This window comes from Streptomyces sp. NPDC088725 (assembly GCF_044751305.1).
Classification (GTDB): domain Bacteria; phylum Actinomycetota; class Actinomycetes; order Streptomycetales; family Streptomycetaceae; genus Streptomyces.
Genome location: NZ_JBIVLO010000001.1, coordinates 351,102 through 369,498, shown reverse-complemented (window position 1 = coordinate 369,498; position 18,397 = coordinate 351,102). Strand labels below are relative to the sequence as shown.

Below are 18,397 nucleotides of genomic sequence, written 5' to 3'. Positions count from 1 at the left end.
GCCGAGTCTCCCTTCCACGCGGCAGATCCGCTTCCGCGCGCACGAAGGGAACGCGATGAGAGCAGTAGCGAAGTACGGAGCGCTGACAACCCTCGGCTCGCTGATCCTGACGGCCCTCGTCGCGGCCCCCGCGGACGGCGCGGCCACCCCGGCCCCGGGCGCCGTTCCGGCTGCGAGCGACCCGGCCCCGGCTCTCGCCACCGTGAGCGAGGCCGAAGGCGTCGTACGGGCCGCCGCGCGCGCCGAAGCGGCGGGCATCACGTTCGGCGCCTGCCCCAAGGCCGAGAAGCTGCCCGCTCCGATCACATGCGGCACCGTCCAGGTCCCCCTGGACTACGCGCGGCCCGAAGGGCGCACGATCAGCCTCACCGTCAGCCGGATCCACGCGAGCGGCGAGGCGGAGCAGCGGCAGGGCGCGGTCGTCTTCAACCCCGGCGGCCCCGGTGCCTCCGGCATGTACTTCCCCCGGGCCGCGACCCTGCCCGACTGGAAGCGGATCGCCGAGGCGTACGACTTCGTCGGCTACGCGCCGCGCGGGGTGGGCCGCTCGGCCCCGCTGTCCTGTGTGGACCCCGCCGAATTCATCAAGGCCCCGACGCGTTCGCCGCGCCACCCGTCGGAGGCGTACAAGCGGGAGAAGATCGCCGAGGCCCGGGCGTACGCGCGGGGCTGCGCCGAGAAGGCGGGGCCCGCGCTGCGCCACTACACCTCGCTCAACAACGCCCGCGACCTCGACGTGCTGCGCGCCGCGCTCGGCGAGCGGAAGCTGACGTTCATGGGGTCGTCGTACGGCACGTACTTCGGCGCGCTCTACGCCTCCCTGTTCCCGTCGCACGTGCGGCGCATGGTCTTCGACTCGGCGGTCAACCCCGACCCGTGGCAGATCTGGTACCGCGACAACCTCGACCAGTCGAACGCCTTCGAGCGGCGCTGGGCCGATTTCCGCACCTGGGCCGCCAAGCACGACGCGACGTTCCACCTGGGGGCCAACGCCGGTGCGGTGCAGACGAGTTACGAGGAGTTGCGCTCCCGGGTCGCGCGTGAGCCGGCCGGAGGGACGGTGGGACCCGGCCAGTTGCAGGCCGCGATGCTCGGGGCCGGTTACTACGACGACTACTGGATCTCGCGCGCGACGGCTCTCGCCGCGTACCTGAAGGGCGACGCCAAGCCGCTGATCGCCCTGGCGGCGCCGCAGCCGCAGGCCGCGCCCGAGGCAGAGAACGGCAACGCCGTCTACACCGCCGTCGAGTGCAACGACGCGCCCTGGCCGACGGACTGGCGGATCTGGGACCGCGACAACACCGACCTGGCACGGATCGCGCCGTTCGAGACCTGGGACAACGCCTGGATGAACCTGCCGTGCGCCTTCTGGCCGGCCCCGCAGCAGCAGCCGCTCGATGTCCGCACCGAGCCGGGACAACTCCCGCCGACGCTGATCCTGGCGGCGGAACGCGACGCCGCCACGCCGTACGAAGGGGCACTGGAGCTGCGAAGCCGTCTGCCGGGCGCCGTCCTGGTGACCGAGCGGGACGCGGGCACCCACGGCCTCGTGGGCGGCAGCAACACCTGCGTGAACGCGTACGTGAACGACTACCTGCTGACGGGAAAGACCCCGGCACCGGACGCCGCATGCGCGCCGCACGCGGAGCCGGACCCGGTAACGCCGGAACCGGCCACCAAGCTCGCCGACCTGCGAATGCGGCTCCGCCCGGCCCCTCGCTTCTGACCGCCCGGGAGCAGAGGCCCAGCGGGTGGCCTCCGCAGTGGCCACCCGCCGACGCCGGGTCAGCGCTCGCGGGCGCGCTGCGTGGCCGCGATGCAGCCGAGCACGATCAGGACGGTGACGGCGGCGAGAGGAGAGAGCTGTTCTCCCATGAGGAGGACCGACCACACGAGCGTGATCAGGGGCTGGGCCAGTTGGATCTGGCTCGCCTTGAGTACGCCGATGGCGGCCATGCCTCGGTACCAGACGACGAACCCGCCGAACTGGGAGACCGCCGCGAGGTAGGCCATGCCGACGGCCGCCCTGGTAGTCAGGTGTACCGGCTCCCACGGCAGGGCGAGGGCCGTGACCAGCGCGGACACCGGCAGCGCCGCGACAACGCCCCAGGCGATTACCTGCCAGCCGGGCATGTGGGAGGCGAGCCGGCCGCCCTGCGCGTACCCGGCGGCACACACCAGCAGGGCACAGAAGAGGTACGCATCGCCCAGGGTGGGCAGACCATGGCTCTGCTGGAGGGTGAACGCGGCCACGGTCAGGGCGCCGAGGACGGCGGCCGTCCAGAACGCGCGCGACGGGCGCCGGCCGGTCAGGGCGGCCGCGACGGTGGCGGTGGCCAGCGGCAGCATGCCGATGACGACGGCCGAGTGCGCGGTGGTGGAGGTGCGCAGGGCGAGCGTGGTCAGCAGCGGAAAGCCGATGACGCAGCCGCCGGCGACCGTGAGCAGGCCGGGCCAGTGCTGCCGTCCGGGCACCGGCACCCTGCCCAGGCACAGGCAGACCGCGGCGAGCAGCCCCGCCAGCAGGCCACGTACGCCGGTCGCGGTGAACGGGCCGAAGCCGTCCAGGGCCCACACGGTGGCCGGGAAGGTGAACGAGAAGGCCGCCACGCCGAGTGCGGCCAGGAGGGTGCCCGCGCCCCTGTCGACCGCTATCGCCGAGAGGGGAGAAGCGCTATCTTCTATCGTCATGAATGACAGTAGCAGTGTGGCTCAACTGGCCGCAGTCTTGCGGAACGAGTTGAGCCGCTACCCGGAAGGAGAGAAAATTCCTTCCAGCAGGGTGCTGGTGGCACGACACCAGGTCAGTCCGGTGACGGTCTCCCGGGCGATCGCGATCCTCACTGCCGAAGGGCTTGTCACCTCACGGCCCGGTGCCGGAGTGTTCAAGGCCGCCGCCCGCCGTGTCGCGAGCGGTGCGGTCGGTGACGTCTCCTGGCAGGAGGTGGCCCTGAGCGCGGATCCGCCGTTCGGCACGCTCGGCGCGGGCGGTCGCGGCGCGGGCGCGTCCGCGGTCCTGGCCGCCCTCACGACCCCGCCACCCGAGGTCATCGACCTCAACGGCGGGTACCCGCACGCGGCACTCCGGCCGGAGCGGGCCCTCGCCGCCGCTCTGGCCCGGGCCGGCCGCAGGCCCGGTACCTGGTCGCGTCCCCCGGTGGAGGGCCTGGCCGAGCTGCGGGACTGGTTCGCCCGCGACATCGGCGGGCCCGGCGGCTCGCTCAGCGCCTCGGACGTCCTGATCACCGCCGGGGGCCAGAGCGCGCTCACCACCGCTCTGCGGGCCCTGGCCGCGCCGGGCTCCCCCGTGCTGGTCGAATCGCCCACGTATCCCGGCCTGCTCGCCGTCGCCCGCGCCGCCGGGCTGCGGCCCGTTCCGGTGCCGGTCGACGCCGACGGGGTGCGCACCGATCTGCTGGCCGAGGCGTTCGCGGCCACCCGGTCCCGGGTGTTCGTGTGCCAGCCGCTGTTCCACAACCCGACCGGGACCGTCCTGTCGCCTCAGCGGCGTACCGCTCTGCTCGAAATCGCCCGGTCGGCGGGTGCGTTCGTCGTCGAGGACGACTTCGCCCGCCGTCTGGCGCACGCGGACTCCCCGCCGCTGCCGCTTCCGCTGGCCGCCGACGATCCGGACGGCGTCGTCGTCCACGTACGTTCGCTGACCAAGGCCACCTCGCCCAGCCTGCGCATCGGCGCACTGTCCGCGCGCGGGCCTGTGCTGGAGCGGTTGCGCGCGATCCAGGTCGTGGACAGTTTCTTCGTGCCCAGGCCGCTCCAGGAGACCGCTCTCGAACTGGTCGGCTCGCCCGCCTGGACCAGTCATCTGCGTGCGCTCGCCGGTGCGTTGCGCGACCGCAGGACCACCGCGCTGACCGCGCTGCGCGACGAGCTGCCCGCGCTCGTGCCGCACCGGCCGCCGCACGGTGGATACCATCTGTGGCTTCGGCTGCCCGACGGGACGGATGTGCCCGCTCTCACCGCGAACGCCCTGCGCCAGGGCGTGGCGGTCACCGCGGGCGGACCGTACTTCACCGCCGAGGCGCCCGCTCCCCACCTGCGGCTGAGTTATGTCGGTACCCCTGGCGCCGGGCAGTTGGAGGAGGGAGTCCGCCGACTCCGTCAGGCCTTCCCGCAGCAGCCCGCGCTCCCGGCGGAACAGAAACCGGCCGGAGCTTAACTCCGGGCGCTTTCAGAGGGGTTCAAAAATACGGGTTCAAAAACGGGGAGGCGCCAACCCGGGTTCCATCGGCCGCCGCCGACGCGGGACGGCGGCGGGCGGGGAGGCATGAGATTCCTCCCCGCGCGCCGCCGTGTTCCGCGGGCCGGCGGCCGATGGGAACCCGGAGCCGGACCCGGTGTCGCTGGACGAGCGGCCGGTCAGCCGGAGCTGCCGCCGGTCGTCTGATCTTCCGGGCGGGGTGGCCGGGTCCGCCAAGGGCGTTCCCGGCCACCGCGTCATGGGGTCTTACGCGAGCGAGGCCACCAGATCCGCGACCGACTTGCGGCGGCCGGTGTAGAACGGGACCTCTTCGCGGACGTGCATCCGGGCCTCCGAGGCGCGCAGATGACGCATGAGGTCGACGATGCGGTACAGCTCGTCGGCCTCGAAGGCCAGCAGCCATTCGTAGTCGCCGAGCGAGAACGACGCCACGGTGTTGGCGCGTACGTCCGGGAAGCCGCGGGCCATCTTGCCGTGGTCCGCGAGCATCTTGCGGCGGTCCTCGTCGGGCAACAGGTACCAGTCGTACGAGCGTACGAACGGGTACACGCTCACGTAGTTACGAGGCGTCTCGTCCGCCAGGAAGGCCGGCACGTGCGACTTGTTGAACTCGGCGGGGCGGTGCAGCGCCATGTTCGACCAGACCGGCTCCAGTGCCCGGCCGAGCTTCGTGCGGCGGAAGCGGTTGTACGCGTCCTGGAGCTCGTCCGCGGTCTCGGCGTGCCACCAGATCATGAGGTCGGCGTCCGCGCGCAGCCCGGAGACGTCGTACGTGCCGCGCACGGTGACGTCCTTGGAGCCGAGCTGGTCGAACAGCTCCTGGACCTCGTCGGCGTATCCGGCCCGGTCCTCGGGCAGCACATCACGCAGCTTGAAGACGGACCACAGCGTGTAGCGGATGACCTCGTTGAGGTCCTTGGCCTTCTTGCCCGCGTTCGGGGACTTCTCTGGAGCAGCAGTCATAACGGCTATTCTCCCGCGCCGCGTCCTGTGCCCTTCGCCAGGGTCGACGTGGCGATGATCTCGTCGGCGGCCCGCCGGGCGCTCGCGACGCACGCGGGGATGCCGACCCCGTCGTACGCGGCGCCGCAGACCCGCAGTCCCGGCAGCTTGGCGACGGCTTCGCGGACCCGGGCGACGCGGGCCAGGTGTCCCACGGGGTACTGCGGGAGGGCGCCGCTCCAGCGGGTCACCTCGGTGGCCACCGGCTTCGCGGCGAGGCCCGTGGCCGCGCCGAGATCGCTCAGCGACACGTCGACGAGGTCGGCGTCCTCGCGCCCCAGGTGCTCCTCCTCGCCGTACCGGCCGACGGAGGTCCGCAGGACGAAGAGGCCGGGCGCCGCGTCGGAGACCCAGCCCCACTTGCGGGTGGAGAAGGTCGCCGCCTTGATGGTGTGGCCGTCGACGGGCGGTACGAGGAAGCCGCTGCCTTCCGGCATCGCGTCGAGGTCAGCGCGGCGGAAGGCCATCGTCACCAGCGCCATGGAGGCGTACTCGACACCGGCGAGTTCGGCGGAGGCGGTCGGCGATTCCTCGGAGAGCAGCGCGGAGGCGGCCGGGGCCGGGGTGGCGAGGACGATCCCGTCCGCCGCGAGGACCCGCTCGTCGGTACGGATCCGCCAGCCGTCCTCGGCCCGGGTGAGACCGCGCACGGGCGTCTCCATGAGGATCTCGCCGCCTGCCGCGCGTACGGAGTCGGCGACGGCGCCGGGCAGCCGGCCGAGGCCGCCCTCGATGCCCGCGAAGACGGGCCCGCCGGTCTGCTGGAGCCGACCCGCGGCCCGGTACTCCGCGGCCTGCCGGTCCTGCTGCGCGGCGGCCTTCGCCTGGATGCCCTGGACCGCGGCGAGCAGTGAGTCGTGGGTCCTGACGGCCTCGAAGAGCTGCGGCACGGCGGCCTTCATGGAGATGCGGTACGCGTCGCCCGCGTACACCCCGCCGAGCAGCGGCTCCACGAGCCGGTCGACGACCTCGCGGCCGAGCCGCTCGGCGACGTACGCCCCGACCGCGATGTCGTCGCCGACCTCGGTGGGCCCGATCTCCGGTTCGCGGGCGGCGCGGGCGAGCCCGTCGGCGGAGAGCACCCCGGCGAGAGCGGCGGGGTCGCCGGGCACGCCCATCACATGCCCCTTGGGCATCGGGCGCAGCTCGCCCCGGTTCCAGAGCGAGGCGGAGGCGGTGGTGGGCGACCGGATCAGGTCACCGAGTCCGGCGGCCCTGGCCAGCTCGACGCCTTCCGGGCGGCGCGCGAGCATGGACTCGGCACCGAGGTCGACCTGTACCCCCTCGATCTCGCCCGAGCGCAGCTTTCCGCCGAGCCTGTCGGTCGCCTCGATCAGTGTGACCCTGATTCCGGCGCTCAACAGCCGGTGCGCGGCGGCGAGTCCGGCGACACCGCCTCCGATGACGACGACGTGTCCGGTGTGTGTGTCCGCGTGCTGCGTGCTCGGCTCCATGCCCCCACTCTCTCAAAACCCGCGCCGGACTCCTCCGGCGCCGCCGCCCATACCGGCAGACCCCGGCCGCGACCGGACCGAGCCCCGACCGTGACCACTCCGGTACCACACACACGAAACCCGCACCCCGGGGTCACACGTCGAACCGACATCATTCACCGTTGTCCTGGGGGGACACCATGCGGGCGATACCCGTGTTCGCAGCAGCACTGCTCACCGCTTCACTCGCGCTCGCCGGATGCAGCGCGGCGGACAACAACGCCTCAGACGCGGCCGGCGGCCGGCCCGCCGCCGGACAGCCCGCGCAGGACGGGCAGAAGGGGGCCGTATCCGGAGCCGGGGCCCCGGCTCCGGGAGGTACGCCGGGGCAGACGTCGAAGTCCGCTCCGGCGCCGTCAGGCGTTCATGTGATCCGTACCGCCTCGCTCAGCGTGCGGGTCAAGGACACACGGAAGGCGGTCGCGTTCGCCCGCTCCTCGGCCGGCGAGGCAGGCGGGTTCGTCGAGAACGAGACGACGACGCGCGACCCGGACAAGCAGGTGACCTCGCGCGTCGTACTGCGCGTACCGCAGGGCGCGTACGACCGGGTCATGGACCAACTCGCTGGAAACGGGACACTCTTGGCACGGAAGGCCGATGCCAAGGACGTGACGGGCCAGGTGGTCGACACCGACAGCCGGGTCAAGTCCCAGCGTGCGAGCGTGGATCGGGTACGGAAGCTGATGGACCAGGCCGACAGCATCGCCGATGTGGTCACACTGGAAAGCGAGTTGAGTACCCGTCAGTCGGCACTGGAGTCGCTGCTCGCCGAGCAGGCGTCGCTCAAGGACCGGACCACACTGGCGACCATCACACTCAACCTCTCCGAGCCCGCGCCGAAGGCGGCCCGGCAGCAGGCCGGCACCGGTCCCACCTTCATGGGCGCCCTGGGCGGCGGCTGGCACGCGTTCACCGGCACACTGCGGTGGATCGCGGTGGTGCTGGGCGCCGTGGCGCCGTTCCTCGTGGGGCTCGGTGTGCTCTACGCGCTGTGGCGGCTGGGGCGCTCCGTACACGCCGCACGGCTCGCGCCGGGGGCCCGCACCGGCACGACACCGGCCACGGACCCCGACGCCCCCTCCGCGCTCAGGGCACCGGCGTCCGCCGGGGACGGGACCCGCGAGCAGGACTGAGCGGCCGGCTCCGCGTAGCGTTCCCTCGCGGATACGGATCGAAGGGACGCGTCATGGCAGCGGAACGCTTGGTGGTCATCGGCGGCGACGCGGCGGGCATGTCCGCCGCGTCGCAGGCCCGCAGGATGAAGGGGCCCCGGGACCTGGAGATCGTCGCGTTCGAGCGCGGCGATTTCACCTCGTACTCCGCCTGCGGCATTCCGTACTGGGTCGGCGGGGATGTGGCGGGGCCCGGCGATCTGGTCGCCCGCACGCCCGAGGAGCACCGCGAGCGCGGCATCGACCTGCGGATGCGCACGGAGGTCACCGGGATCGACGTGGCCGGGCAGCGGGTGCGCGCCCGCGATCTCGTCTCGGGCGAAGAGAGCTGGACGGGGTACGACAAGCTGGTCGTCGCGACGGGTGCGCGTCCGGTGCGGCCACCGCTGCCCGGTATCGACGCGCCCGGCGTGCACGGCGTGCAGGGTCTGGACGACGGACAGGCGCTGATCAACACGCTCTCGCGGACGAAGGGCCGCCGCGCGGTCGTCGTCGGCGCGGGGTACATCGGTGTGGAGATGGCGGAGGCGCTGCTCAGACGCGGATACGACGTGACCGCCGTCTACCGCGGCGAGCAGCCGATGGCGACCCTCGACCCCGACATGGGCCGGCTGGTCCGTACCGCGATGGACGGCATGGGCATCACCACCGTCGGCGGCGCGGCGGTCTCCCGGATCCTCACCGGCGAGGACGGCCGGGTGCGCGCCGTGGCCACCGAGGACGCGGAGTATCCGGCGGACGTGGTCGTGCTCGGCATCGGTGTCGAGCCCCGTACGGAACTGGCGCGCACCGCCGGACTCCCGCTCGGACCGCACGGCGGGCTGCTCACGGATCTGGCGATGCGGGTGCGCGGCCACGACAACATCTGGGCGGGCGGGGACTGCGTGGAAGTCCTCGACCTGGTGTCGGGCACGACCCGCCACATCGCCCTGGGCACGCACGCGAACAAGCACGGCCAGATCATCGGCGCGAACGCGGGCGGCGGATACAGCACCTTCCCGGGCGTGGTCGGTACGGCCGTCAGCAAGGTCTGCGACCTGGAGATCGCCCGCACGGGGCTGCGCGAGAAGGACGCGCGGGCGGTGGGGCTCCAGTTCGTGACCGCGACCATCGAGTCCACCGACCGGGCCGGTTACTACCCGGGGGCGGAGCCGATGACGGTGAAGATGCTCGCGGAACGGCGTACGGGCAGGCTCCTGGGCGTCCAGATCGTCGGCAGGGCGGGCTCGGCGAAGCGGGTGGACATCGCGGCCGTCGCGCTCACCGCCAGGATGACGGTGGAGCAGATGACGGCGCTGGACCTCGGCTACGCCCCGCCGTTCTCCCCGGTCTGGGACCCGGTCCTGGTGGCGGCCCGGAAGGTGACGACGGCGGTACGCGACGGCGCGGCGTAACGCGCGGCGCACCGTCGCGTATCGCGAGACGCGACGGTGCGGCGCGGCGGCGAGACCCGGCGGGCGGCGCGCACGGAGGCCTGGGAGGGCCTACCGCGCGCTCTGCGTGTGGACGTAGTCCACCAGCCGCGTCAGGGCGTCCGGGTCCGTGCTCGGCATCACGCCGTGGCCCAGGTTGAAGATGTGCCCCTCCAGGCCGGCGGCGGCGTCCAGCACCTCGCGGGCCTTCGTCTCCACGACCTCGGTCGGCGCGAAGAGGACGGTCGGGTCGAGGTTGCCCTGGAACGTCTTGCCGGACCCGACGCGCCGGGCCGCCTCGTCGAGCGGTACGCGCCAGTCGACGCCGACGACATCCGCGCCCGCCTCGCTCATCAGGCCGAGCAGTTCGCCCGTCCCGACGCCGAAGTGGATGCGCGGAACGCCGTACCCGGCGACCGCGTCGAAGACCTTGGCCGAGGCGGGCTGCACGTAGCGGCGGTAGTCGTCGGGGGCGAGCGAACCGGCCCACGAGTCGAAGAGCTGCACGGCACTCGCGCCCGCCTCGATCTGCACCTTGAGGAACGCGCCGGTGATCTCCGCGAGCCGGTCCACCAGGTCGGTCCACAGCTCCGGGTCGCCGTACATCATGGCCTTGGTGCGCTCGTACGTCCGCGACGGGCCGCCCTCGATGAGGTAGCTCGCGAGCGTGAACGGCGCGCCGGCGAAGCCGATGAGCGGGGTCTCGCCCAGCTCGGCGGTGAGCATGCCGACCGCCTCGGTCACGTACGGGACGTCGTCCGGGGTGAGGTCGCGCAGCCGGGTGAGGTCGGCGCGGGTGCGGACCGGGTCGGCGATGACGGGGCCCACGCCCGGCTTGATGTCGAGGTCGATACCGATGGCCTTGAGGGGGACGACGATGTCGCTGTAGTAGATCGCGGCGTCGACCCGGTGGCGCCGTACGGGCTGGAGCGTGATTTCCGTGACCATCTCGGGCCGTGCGCACGACTCCAGCATCGGCACGCCTTCGCGGAGCTTCAGGTACTCCGGCAGCGAACGTCCCGCCTGCCGCATGAACCAGACCGGGGTGTGCGGCACGGGCTCACGCCTGCACGCCTTCAGGAAGGCGGAGTCGTAGGTGGCAAGGTTCTTCGGCTGCTGGCCCGAGGGGCGGAGATTGGCGCTCACGACCAGAATCTTCGCATGTACGGGTAAGCGGTTGTCCCGGCACGGGTGTCTCTCCCTGCGCCGGGGCCCCGTTCCGCCTACTCTTCCCCGCATGGCTGCGGCTCAGGGACAGTTTTCCGATCATTCCAACGGCGCCGGCACAACGGACAGCGCGGAGGGCGGATCCGTGCCGTCCGCGTTCCGGCTGGCGGTCGAAGCACTGCGGACGGCGCGGCTGCGCCCCGAGATCGAGATCGAGACGACCCGGCCTCCACAGCGGCTCGCACCGCACGCGCACGCGCTGGAGGCGGCCGTCGTCGACGGCGACGAGGACCTGGCCGACGGCCGCCTCGTCCTGCTGCACGACCCGGACGGGCATGACGCGTGGCGGGGCACCTTCCGCCTGGTGACGCTCGTACGGGCCGAGCTGGAGCCGGAGATGGCCGCGGACCCGCTGCTGCCCGAGGTGTGCTGGTCCTGGCTGACGGGTGCGCTGGAAGCGCGCGGACTGGCCTACGGGGAGGCGAGCGGCACCGTCACCCGTGCCGGGTCGCACTACTTCGGCGGGCTCGCGGAGCGCAGGCCCGCGACGCAGATCGAGATCCGGGCGTCCTGGACGCCGCGGGAGGACCGGGGCGGTGTGCCGGACACGGCGGCCCATCTGGCCGCCTGGTGCGATCTGCTGTGCCAGGTGGCGGGGCTGCCGCCGGTCGGGGCGGGGCCGGCGCCGGGCCCCGGGGAGACCGGGGTCGGTGCCGGTGTGGTGTCGCTGCCGCAGCGGAGGGGTCCGCAGGTGTCCTGACCGGCGGCCGGTGAGGCCGACGACGCACACAGGTGCCCTGACGCTCCTTCAGGGCACCTTTTTCACGCCCTGTTCACGATCCCGCCCTCTCGATCGCTCTCACGGCGGTGCCTCGCCCACGTGTTTTCGCCATCTCCCCCGTGTGTTTCGGACGACTTCGGCGGGGGCGCAGCCGTAGGACGATCGAGCACCCGTCCGAATTGCCCCAATTGTTACTCACTGAATCGTGATCATTCTCTAAAGGCCGACGGGTTTGATGCCGAAGAGGTCAATGACCCTTCAAGCACGGTCCGCCCCGGCCTCACCCCCCAGAGCCGGCTCCGTACCGCACCTTCCCCCAGGAGGCCTGGTGTCCGTTCTCCTCGAGCAGCCCGCAAGCCTGGTCGCCTACCGCCCGAACAAGCCGACGGCCATGGTCGTCGTGGCCGACCCGCGCGTCCGCTCCACCGTCACCCGCCACCTGTGGGCCCTTGGAGTACGTGACGTCATCGAGGCTTCGTCCATCGCGGAGGCCCGTCCCCGCGTCAGCAACCCGCGCGACATCTGCGTTGCCGACGTCCACCTGCCCGACGGTTCCGGGCTGACCCTGCTGTCCGAGACCCGGGCAGCAGGCTGGCCCAACGGCCTCGCCCTCTCCGCCGCCGATGACATCGGCGCGGTGCGCAACGCCCTCGCGGGCGGCGTCAAGGGGTACGTCGTGACCGGCACACGCAACAACATCGGCCACCCCACCCGCCCCGGCGCCGCCCCCATCGGCGCGGGACAGCGGATGCACCGCCGCCCCCCGGGTGCCCCGAGCCACCCGGGTGGTTACCGCGAGCTCTCCGGGCGCGAGGTCGAGGTGCTGCGGCTGGTCGCGGAAGGCCAGTCCAACAAGGCCATCGGCGTCTCGATGGGCCTGTCGGCACTGACCGTGAAGAGCCACCTCGCCCGTATCGCGCGCAAGCTCGGCACGGGCGACCGGGCGGGGATGGTCGCCGTGGCCCTCCGTACCGGCATCATCCACTGACCGCTTCCCGCCCTCTTTTCCCCCACCGCCCGCCGACGGAACGTTCCGTCGGCGGGTGCCGTCCGTTCACAGATACCCTTGACGGGTGACCGACGCCCAAGAGACCGCAGCAGACCCAGCACTGCGAACCACCGGGGGCGCTCCCCCGGACGACGTCGATTCGGCGCCGATCCCCTTGTTGGAGCCCCGCGAGGGCGTTCCGCCGGTGGTCGCCACCGATGACGCGCTCGCCGAAGTGATCGCGGCCTTCGCCGCGGGCACAGGACCGCTGGCGGTCGACGCCGAGCGCGCTTCCGGCTACCGGTACGGCCAGCGCGCCTACCTCGTCCAGCTGCGCCGCGAAGGCGCGGGGACCGCGCTGATCGACCCGGTCGGCTGCCCCGACCTCTCCGCCCTCGGCGACGTACTCGCCGACACGGAGTGGATTCTGCACGCCGCCACCCAGGACCTGCCGTGCCTGCGGGAAATAGGCATGATTCCCACCCGGCTGTTCGACACCGAGCTGGCGGGCCGCCTCGCGGGGCACCCGCGGGTCGGCCTCGGCGCCATGGTCGAGAACGTCCTCGGATTCGCACTGGAGAAGGGCCACTCCGCGGTCGACTGGTCGACCCGCCCGCTCCCCGAGCCCTGGCTGCGCTACGCCGCGCTCGACGTGGAGCTGCTGGTGGACCTGCGTGACGCACTGGAGAAGGATCTGGACCGCCAGGGCAAGCTGGACTGGGCGCTCCAGGAGTTCGACGCGATCGCCTCGGCCCCGCCCGCACCGCCGCGCAAGGATCCGTGGCGCCGCACGTCGGGGATGCACAAGGTGCGCCGCCGCCGGCAGATGGCCGTCGTACGGGAGCTGTGGACGACCCGCGACCAGGTCGCGCAGCGGCGTGACGTCTCCCCCGGCAAGGTGCTCGGCGACGCGGCGATCATCGAGGCGTCGCTCGCCCTGCCCGTCAATGTGCACGCCCTCACCGCGCTGCCCGGCTTCGGCCACCGTATGGGCCGCAGGCAGCTGGAACAGTGGCAGGCGGCGGTCGACCGGGCCAGAGCGCTGCCGGACACGGAGCTGCCGCAGCCGGGACAGCCGCTGACGGGTCCGCCGCCGCCCCGCTCCTGGGCGGACAAGGACCCGGAGGCCGCGGCGAGGCTGTCGGCGGCGCGCGCCGCCGTCTCGGCGCTCGCCGAGCAGCTGAACATGCCGCAGGAGAACCTGATCACGCCGGACACGGTGCGCCGGGTCTGCTGGGAGCCGCCGCGTGAGCCGTCGGTGGAGAACGTGGCCGAGGCGCTGGCGGGACACGGCGCGCGTGCGTGGCAGGTCGAGCACGTGGCGCCTCTGCTGACGCGCGCGCTGTCGGCGTCGGCCCCGGCGAAGACCGTGCCGCCGTCCCAGCCGCCGGCACCCGACGACAGGAGCTGAGGAGCCAGACCGGACGAGGCCGGGGCGCGGGGCGGCGGCCCGGAAAAGGGGCGGGGCGCGGGGTACAGGGGCCGAAAAAGGGGTGGGGCTGGGCAGGTCAGTTACCCGCGAGTAGCATGGTGGGCGGAAGCGCGTCACCGGCGCGCCCCGCGGCAGTGCCACCCCGCACCCTGGAGGAGAGCAATCGTGCCTCGTACCGTCAGGGATGTCGTCTTCGTCGACGGCGTCCGCACCCCGTTCGGCAAGGCGGGCCCGAAGGGCATGTACCACGAGACCCGAGCCGACGATCTCGTCGTCAAGGCGATCCGGGAGCTGCTGCGCCGCAACCCGGACCTCGACCCGGGCCGTATCGACGAGGTCGCGATCGCCGCGACCACCCAGATCGGCGACCAGGGCCTCACCCTCGGCCGCACCGCCGGCATCCTCGCCGGACTGCCGCAGTCCGTCCCCGGCTACTCGATCGACCGGATGTGCGCGGGCGCGCTGACGGCCGTGACGACCACCGCGGGCTCCATCGCGTTCGGCGCGTACGACGTGGTCGTGGCCGGCGGTGTCGAGCACATGGGCCGCCACCCGATGGGCGAGGGCGTGGACCCGAACCCGCGCTTCGTGTCCGAGAAGCTGGTCGACGACTCGGCCCTCTTCATGGGGATGACGGCCGAGAACCTGCACGACCGCTTCCCGCAGCTGAGCAAGCAGCGCGCGGACGAGTACGCGGTCCGCTCGCAGGAGAAGGCCGCCAAGGCGTACGCCAACGGCAAGATCCAGCAGGACCTGGTGCCGATCTCCATCCGCCGCACCAGTCCCGAGGCGGGCGAGACGGGCTGGGGCCTGGCCACCGCCGACGAGCCGATGCGTCCCGGCACCACGCTGGAGATGCTGGCCGGTCTGAAGACACCGTTCCGTCCGCACGGCCGGGTCACCGCCGGAAACGCCGCCGGGCTCAACGACGGCGCCACCGCCTCCCTGATCGCCGCCGAGGACTTCGCGCGCGAGCAGGGCCTGCCGGTGCGGATGCGTCTGGTCTCGTACGCCTTCGCCGGTGTAGAGCCCGAGGTCATGGGCTACGGTCCGATCCCGGCGACCGAGAAGGCCCTCGCCAAGGCGGGCCTGTCGATCTCCGACATCGGTCTGTTCGAGATCAACGAGGCGTTCGCCGTCCAGGTGCTCGCCCTGCTCGACCACTACGGCATCGCCGACGACGACGCGCGCGTGAACCAGTACGGCGGCGCCATCGCGTTCGGCCACCCGCTGGCGTCCTCGGGCGTACGGCTGATGACGCAGCTCGCGCGGCAGTTCGAGGAGCAGCCGCATGTCCGCTACGGACTGACCACCATGTGCGTCGGCTTCGGCATGGGCGCGTCGGTCATCTGGGAGAACCCGCACTTCGACGGAGGCACCAAGTGAGCAGCACCACCGCTGAACTCCTGAAGGGCGCGGCCGAGCTGTTCCCCGACGAGGTCGTGACCGAGGCGCACGTACGCCACCTCGATCTGCCGGGCGGCGCCGGGCGTTTCGCCCTCATCACGCTGGACAACGGCCTGGATCACACCAAGCCGACCACCTTCGGGCCGCAGTCGCTGGCGCATCTCAACACCGCGCTCGACCAGGTCGAGAAGGAGGCGTCCGAGGGGACGGTCGTCGGTGTCGGTCTCACCGGCAAGCCGTTCATCTTCGCGGTCGGCGCCGACCTCAAGGGCGTCGAGCTGCTGAAGAACCACGAGGACGCGCTCGCCATCGGCAAGGGCGGCCACGACGTCTTCAAGCGCCTCGCCTCGCTGGCCGTGCCGACGTTCGCGTACTACAACGGCGCGGCGATGGGCGGCGGTGTCGAGGTCGGTCTGCACTGCCAGTACCGCACCGTCTCCGCCGCGACCCCCGCGTTCTCCTTCCCCGAGGTCTTCCTCGGTCTCGTCCCCGGCTGGGGCGGCTGCGCGATCCTGCCGAACCTGATCGGCGCGGACCGCGCGGTCAAGGTGATCATCGAGAACGCGCTCAACCAGAACAAGCAGCTCAAGGGCGCGCAGGTCTACGAGCTGGGCATCGCCGACGCGATCTTCGAGGGCGCGGACTTCCTGGAGCAGTCGCTCATCTGGACCGCGTCGGTCCTCAAGGGCGAACTGGACGTCGTACGCCCGGAGATCGACCGCGGCGAGGCGTGGGACGAGGCCGTGGAGCGTGGCCGGGCGTTCGCCGACTCGAAGGTGCACGGCGCGGCGCCCGCCGCGTACCGCGCGCTGGACATCGTCGCCGCCGCCAAGGACGGTGACCTCCAGGCCGGCTTCGACGCCGAGGACACCGCGCTGGCCGATCTGATCATGAGCGGTGAACTGCGTTCCGGCATCTACGCGTTCAACCTCGTGCAGAAGCGCGCCAAGCGGCCGGCCGGCGCCCCCGACAAGTCGCTGGCCCGCCCGGTCACGAAGGTCGGCGTCGTCGGCGCGGGCCTGATGGCCTCGCAACTGGCGCTGCTGTTCCTGCGCCGCCTGGAGGTCCCGGTCGTCCTGACGGACATCGACCAGGAGCGGATCGACAAGGGCGTTTCCTACGTCCACGGCGAGATCGACAAGCTGCTGCTGAAGTCGCGTATCAACCAGGACAAGGCCAACCGCCTCAAGGCGCTGGTCTCCGGTGTGCTCGACAAGGCGGAGGGCTTCGCCGACGCGGACTTCATCATCGAGGCCGTCTTCGAGGAGATGGGCGTCAAGCAGCAGGTGTTCGCGGAGGTCGAGGCGGTCGCCCCGGCCCACGCGGTCCTCGCGACGAACACCTCCTCGCTCTCGGTCTCCGAGATGGCGTCGAAGCTGAAGAACCCCGAACGGGTCGTGGGCTTCCACTTCTTCAACCCGGTCGCGATCCTGCCGCTGCTGGAGATCGTCCGCGGCGAGCGGACGGACGACGCGGCGCTGGCGACGGCGTTCGGCGTGGCGAAGAAGCTGCGCAAGACGGCGGTCCTGGTGAAGGACGCCCCGGCGTTCGTCGTCAACCGCATCCTCACCCGCTTCATGGGCGAGATCCAGAACGTGATCGACGAGGGCACCCCGGTCGACGTCGCGGAGCGCGCGGTCGAGCCGCTGGGCCTGCCGATGTCGCCGCTGGTCCTGCTCGAACTGGTGGGCCCGGCGATCGGCCTGCACGTCTCGGAGACCCTGCACGGCGCGTTCCCCGACCGGTTCACGGTCTCGGAGAACCTGGCCGCGGTCGTGAAGGCGGGCAAGCGCGGCTTCTACGTCCACGACTCGGGCACACCGGAACTGGACCCGGAGGTCGCCGCGCTCCTCAAGCAGGGCGACACCGTCCTGACCGAGGAGCAGGTGCGCGACCGGGTGCTGGACGCGGTGGCGCAGGAGATCGGCCTGATGCTGGACGAGAACGTCGTGGCGGAGGCGCAGGACATCGACCTCTGCCTGATCACGGGCGCCGGCTGGCCCTTCCACCTGGGCGGCCTGACGCCGTACCTGGACCGTGAGGGCATCTCGCAGCGCGTGAACGGCAAGCTGTTCCTGGCCCGTGGCGTGGCGAGCGTCCCGGCGTAGCGGGTCCTGAGGCAGTCACAGGAAGGGGCGGTACGGAGAGATTCCGTACCGCCCCTTCCCTTGCTGCGCCGGTGCGCCGGTGCGCCGGGATCGTGTCAGGCGCGGGTCCAGGCCGAGAGCGCGAGGCCCTGTTCGTCTTTCTGGCGGGCCACTCGCAGGGCGCCGTCCGTGCCGATCGCGGCCAGGACGATGCGGCCGCGGCCGTCCAGGGCCAGTGCCGGGGCGCCCGCGCAGGGTTCGCCCGTCGTGGTCCAGTTGAGGCCGGCCGACTCGTCCTCCGTCGGGTAGGCCGCGATGGCGAGCCGGCCGTCGGTGCGGCGCTGGGCCAGGATCGTGCAGTCGACGCCGTCCACCGGGGTGCGGAGCACGGCCGGCGGTCCCGTGCCGGGGCCGTCCAGGGCGACCGGGTCGGCGCCCGGGCGCCATGCGCGGACCGTGCCGTCGGCGACATCCCGCCAGAAGTAGGTCGCGCGCCCGGGGCCGGTGCGCTCGGCCGTGATCGTGCCCGGCTCGGCCTTGGCCTGCGGTTCCGTTTCCGCTTCCGCACGCTCCGGCTTCGCGTCGGCCTTCGCGAGCCGCCAGCGCAGCACCGTGCCGTCGGCGGGGGCCAGTACGTGGGTCTCACCGTTGTCGGTCGTCACGGCGGCCACCGGGCCGGTGACCGGGGTGTCCTCCGGCGTGGCTCCGCCGTACGGGAGCATCTTGCCGGTGGGCGACTGCCGCTTGGCGGAGAAGCCGCCCTTCGCGTTGTGCACGAAGACCTGGAGCTGGCCGGAGCCGTCCATGACCGCCGTGGGCGCGCCGATACGCGCGGCTGCCTCGCGGTCCTTGCCGTGCGGGTTGCCCATGGTCTGCCAGGCCCGGATCGGACGGCCTGTCTGGTACTGGAGCGCGTGCAGCAGATCCAGGTCGTCGGGCCCGTCGGTGCGCGGGCGCACCCGGGGCACCACCAGGTGTACGTAGCCCTCGGGGCTCTGCGCGACGGCCACGTACGGCAGGATGCCGGGGAAGCCGAGCAGCTCGGGCCCCGACCAGCCGGGGCCGCCCACGCGGCTCTCCGTCCAGCGCAGCACGCCGTCGGCGGCCGGCGCGTACGCCGTGAGCCTGCCGTCCTTGCCGCGCAACAGCCAGCGCGTGGTCGCGGGGAGGGTGTTGTCCACGGTGATGCCCACTGCTACCTTCTCGAGCCCGGAAAGACAGGTGTTGATAGTACTCG

Annotated in this window: 14 protein-coding genes; 9 read left to right on the top strand and 5 right to left on the bottom strand. The window is 72.3% G+C overall.

Annotation, left to right across the window (positions count from 1 at the left end):
- Positions 1 to 55 precede the first annotated feature (55 nt).
- Positions 56 to 1,726: an alpha/beta hydrolase gene (locus ACIP6N_RS01590; RefSeq protein ID WP_401811956.1), complete on the top strand. Its 1,671-nt coding sequence runs from the start codon at positions 56 to 58 to the stop codon at positions 1,724 to 1,726.
- Positions 1,727 to 1,785: 59 nt separating this feature from the next.
- On the opposite strand, the gene ACIP6N_RS01585 is transcribed toward ACIP6N_RS01590, so the two are convergent.
- Entirely contained in the window at positions 1,786 to 2,691 is a 906-nt protein-coding gene (locus ACIP6N_RS01585; RefSeq protein ID WP_401811954.1) for a DMT family transporter, read from the bottom strand.
- Here ACIP6N_RS01585 and ACIP6N_RS01580 point away from each other — a divergent pair.
- Positions 2,690 to 4,177 carry a PLP-dependent aminotransferase family protein gene (locus tag ACIP6N_RS01580; protein ID WP_401811953.1) on the top strand — a complete coding sequence of 496 codons (1,488 nt, stop codon included), beginning with the start codon at positions 2,690 to 2,692 and terminating at the stop codon, positions 4,175 to 4,177. The genes ACIP6N_RS01585 and ACIP6N_RS01580 overlap by 2 nt on opposite strands.
- A 288-nt stretch (positions 4,178 to 4,465) precedes the next feature.
- On the opposite strand, the gene hemQ is transcribed toward ACIP6N_RS01580, so the two are convergent.
- On the bottom strand, positions 4,466 to 5,182 hold the full coding sequence (hemQ, locus tag ACIP6N_RS01575) for a hydrogen peroxide-dependent heme synthase (RefSeq protein ID WP_401811952.1): 717 nt from the start codon (positions 5,180 to 5,182) through the stop codon (positions 4,466 to 4,468).
- A 5-nt stretch (positions 5,183 to 5,187) separates the two neighbouring features.
- Complete coding sequence (gene hemG, locus ACIP6N_RS01570; protein WP_401811951.1) at positions 5,188 to 6,675, bottom strand: protoporphyrinogen oxidase; 1,488 nt, start codon at positions 6,673 to 6,675, stop codon at positions 5,188 to 5,190.
- 194 nt (positions 6,676 to 6,869) lie between these two features.
- Between hemG and ACIP6N_RS01565 the strand changes: the two genes are divergently transcribed.
- On the top strand, positions 6,870 to 7,847 hold the full coding sequence (locus ACIP6N_RS01565) for a DUF4349 domain-containing protein (protein ID WP_401811950.1): 978 nt from the start codon (positions 6,870 to 6,872) through the stop codon (positions 7,845 to 7,847).
- 53 nt (positions 7,848 to 7,900) lie between these two features.
- On the top strand, positions 7,901 to 9,280 hold the full coding sequence (locus ACIP6N_RS01560) for an FAD-dependent oxidoreductase (RefSeq protein WP_401811949.1): 1,380 nt from the start codon (positions 7,901 to 7,903) through the stop codon (positions 9,278 to 9,280).
- A gap of 90 nt (positions 9,281 to 9,370) precedes the next feature.
- On the opposite strand, the gene hemE is transcribed toward ACIP6N_RS01560, so the two are convergent.
- Positions 9,371 to 10,444, bottom strand: a complete 1,074-nt coding sequence (hemE, locus tag ACIP6N_RS01555; protein ID WP_401811948.1) for a uroporphyrinogen decarboxylase — start codon at positions 10,442 to 10,444, stop codon at positions 9,371 to 9,373.
- 91 nt (positions 10,445 to 10,535) lie between these two features.
- On the opposite strand from hemE, the gene ACIP6N_RS01550 reads away from it, so the two are divergent.
- The 5 genes from ACIP6N_RS01550 (at position 10,536) to ACIP6N_RS01530 (ending at position 17,181) form a co-directional block, all read left to right on the top strand.
- Positions 10,536 to 11,225, top strand: a complete 690-nt coding sequence (locus ACIP6N_RS01550; RefSeq protein WP_401811946.1) for a DUF3000 domain-containing protein — start codon at positions 10,536 to 10,538, stop codon at positions 11,223 to 11,225.
- Positions 11,226 to 11,574: 349 nt separating this feature from the next.
- A complete protein-coding gene (locus ACIP6N_RS01545) occupies positions 11,575 to 12,234 on the top strand; it encodes a response regulator transcription factor (protein ID WP_041992049.1) in 660 nt (219 codons plus the stop codon).
- 85 nt (positions 12,235 to 12,319) lie between these two features.
- The gene (locus ACIP6N_RS01540; RefSeq protein ID WP_401811944.1) at positions 12,320 to 13,645 is read left to right on the top strand and encodes an HRDC domain-containing protein; all 1,326 of its coding nucleotides are present in this window, start codon (positions 12,320 to 12,322) and stop codon (positions 13,643 to 13,645) included.
- A gap of 186 nt (positions 13,646 to 13,831) precedes the next feature.
- Complete coding sequence (locus ACIP6N_RS01535) at positions 13,832 to 15,052, top strand: thiolase family protein (RefSeq protein ID WP_401811943.1); 1,221 nt, start codon at positions 13,832 to 13,834, stop codon at positions 15,050 to 15,052.
- Positions 15,049 to 17,181, top strand: a complete 2,133-nt coding sequence (locus ACIP6N_RS01530; RefSeq protein WP_401811942.1) for a 3-hydroxyacyl-CoA dehydrogenase NAD-binding domain-containing protein — start codon at positions 15,049 to 15,051, stop codon at positions 17,179 to 17,181. The genes ACIP6N_RS01535 and ACIP6N_RS01530 overlap by 4 nt, the downstream gene beginning before the upstream one ends.
- A gap of 95 nt (positions 17,182 to 17,276) precedes the next feature.
- On the opposite strand, the gene ACIP6N_RS01525 is transcribed toward ACIP6N_RS01530, so the two are convergent.
- Complete coding sequence (locus ACIP6N_RS01525; RefSeq protein ID WP_401811941.1) at positions 17,277 to 18,353, bottom strand: hypothetical protein; 1,077 nt, start codon at positions 18,351 to 18,353, stop codon at positions 17,277 to 17,279.
- Positions 18,354 to 18,397 lie beyond the last annotated feature (44 nt).

Coding starts and splice junctions, on each gene's coding strand:
- hemG (WP_401811951.1), bottom strand. CDS start 6,675: ATGGAGCCGAGCACGCAGCACGCGGACACACACACCGGACACGTCGTC.
- ACIP6N_RS01560 (WP_401811949.1), top strand. CDS start 7,901: ATGGCAGCGGAACGCTTGGTGGTCATCGGCGGCGACGCGGCGGGCATG.
- ACIP6N_RS01580 (WP_401811953.1), top strand. CDS start 2,690: ATGAATGACAGTAGCAGTGTGGCTCAACTGGCCGCAGTCTTGCGGAAC.
- ACIP6N_RS01590 (WP_401811956.1), top strand. CDS start 56: ATGAGAGCAGTAGCGAAGTACGGAGCGCTGACAACCCTCGGCTCGCTG.
- ACIP6N_RS01550 (WP_401811946.1), top strand. CDS start 10,536: ATGGCTGCGGCTCAGGGACAGTTTTCCGATCATTCCAACGGCGCCGGC.
- ACIP6N_RS01585 (WP_401811954.1), bottom strand. CDS start 2,691: ATGACGATAGAAGATAGCGCTTCTCCCCTCTCGGCGATAGCGGTCGAC.
- hemQ (WP_401811952.1), bottom strand. CDS start 5,182: ATGACTGCTGCTCCAGAGAAGTCCCCGAACGCGGGCAAGAAGGCCAAG.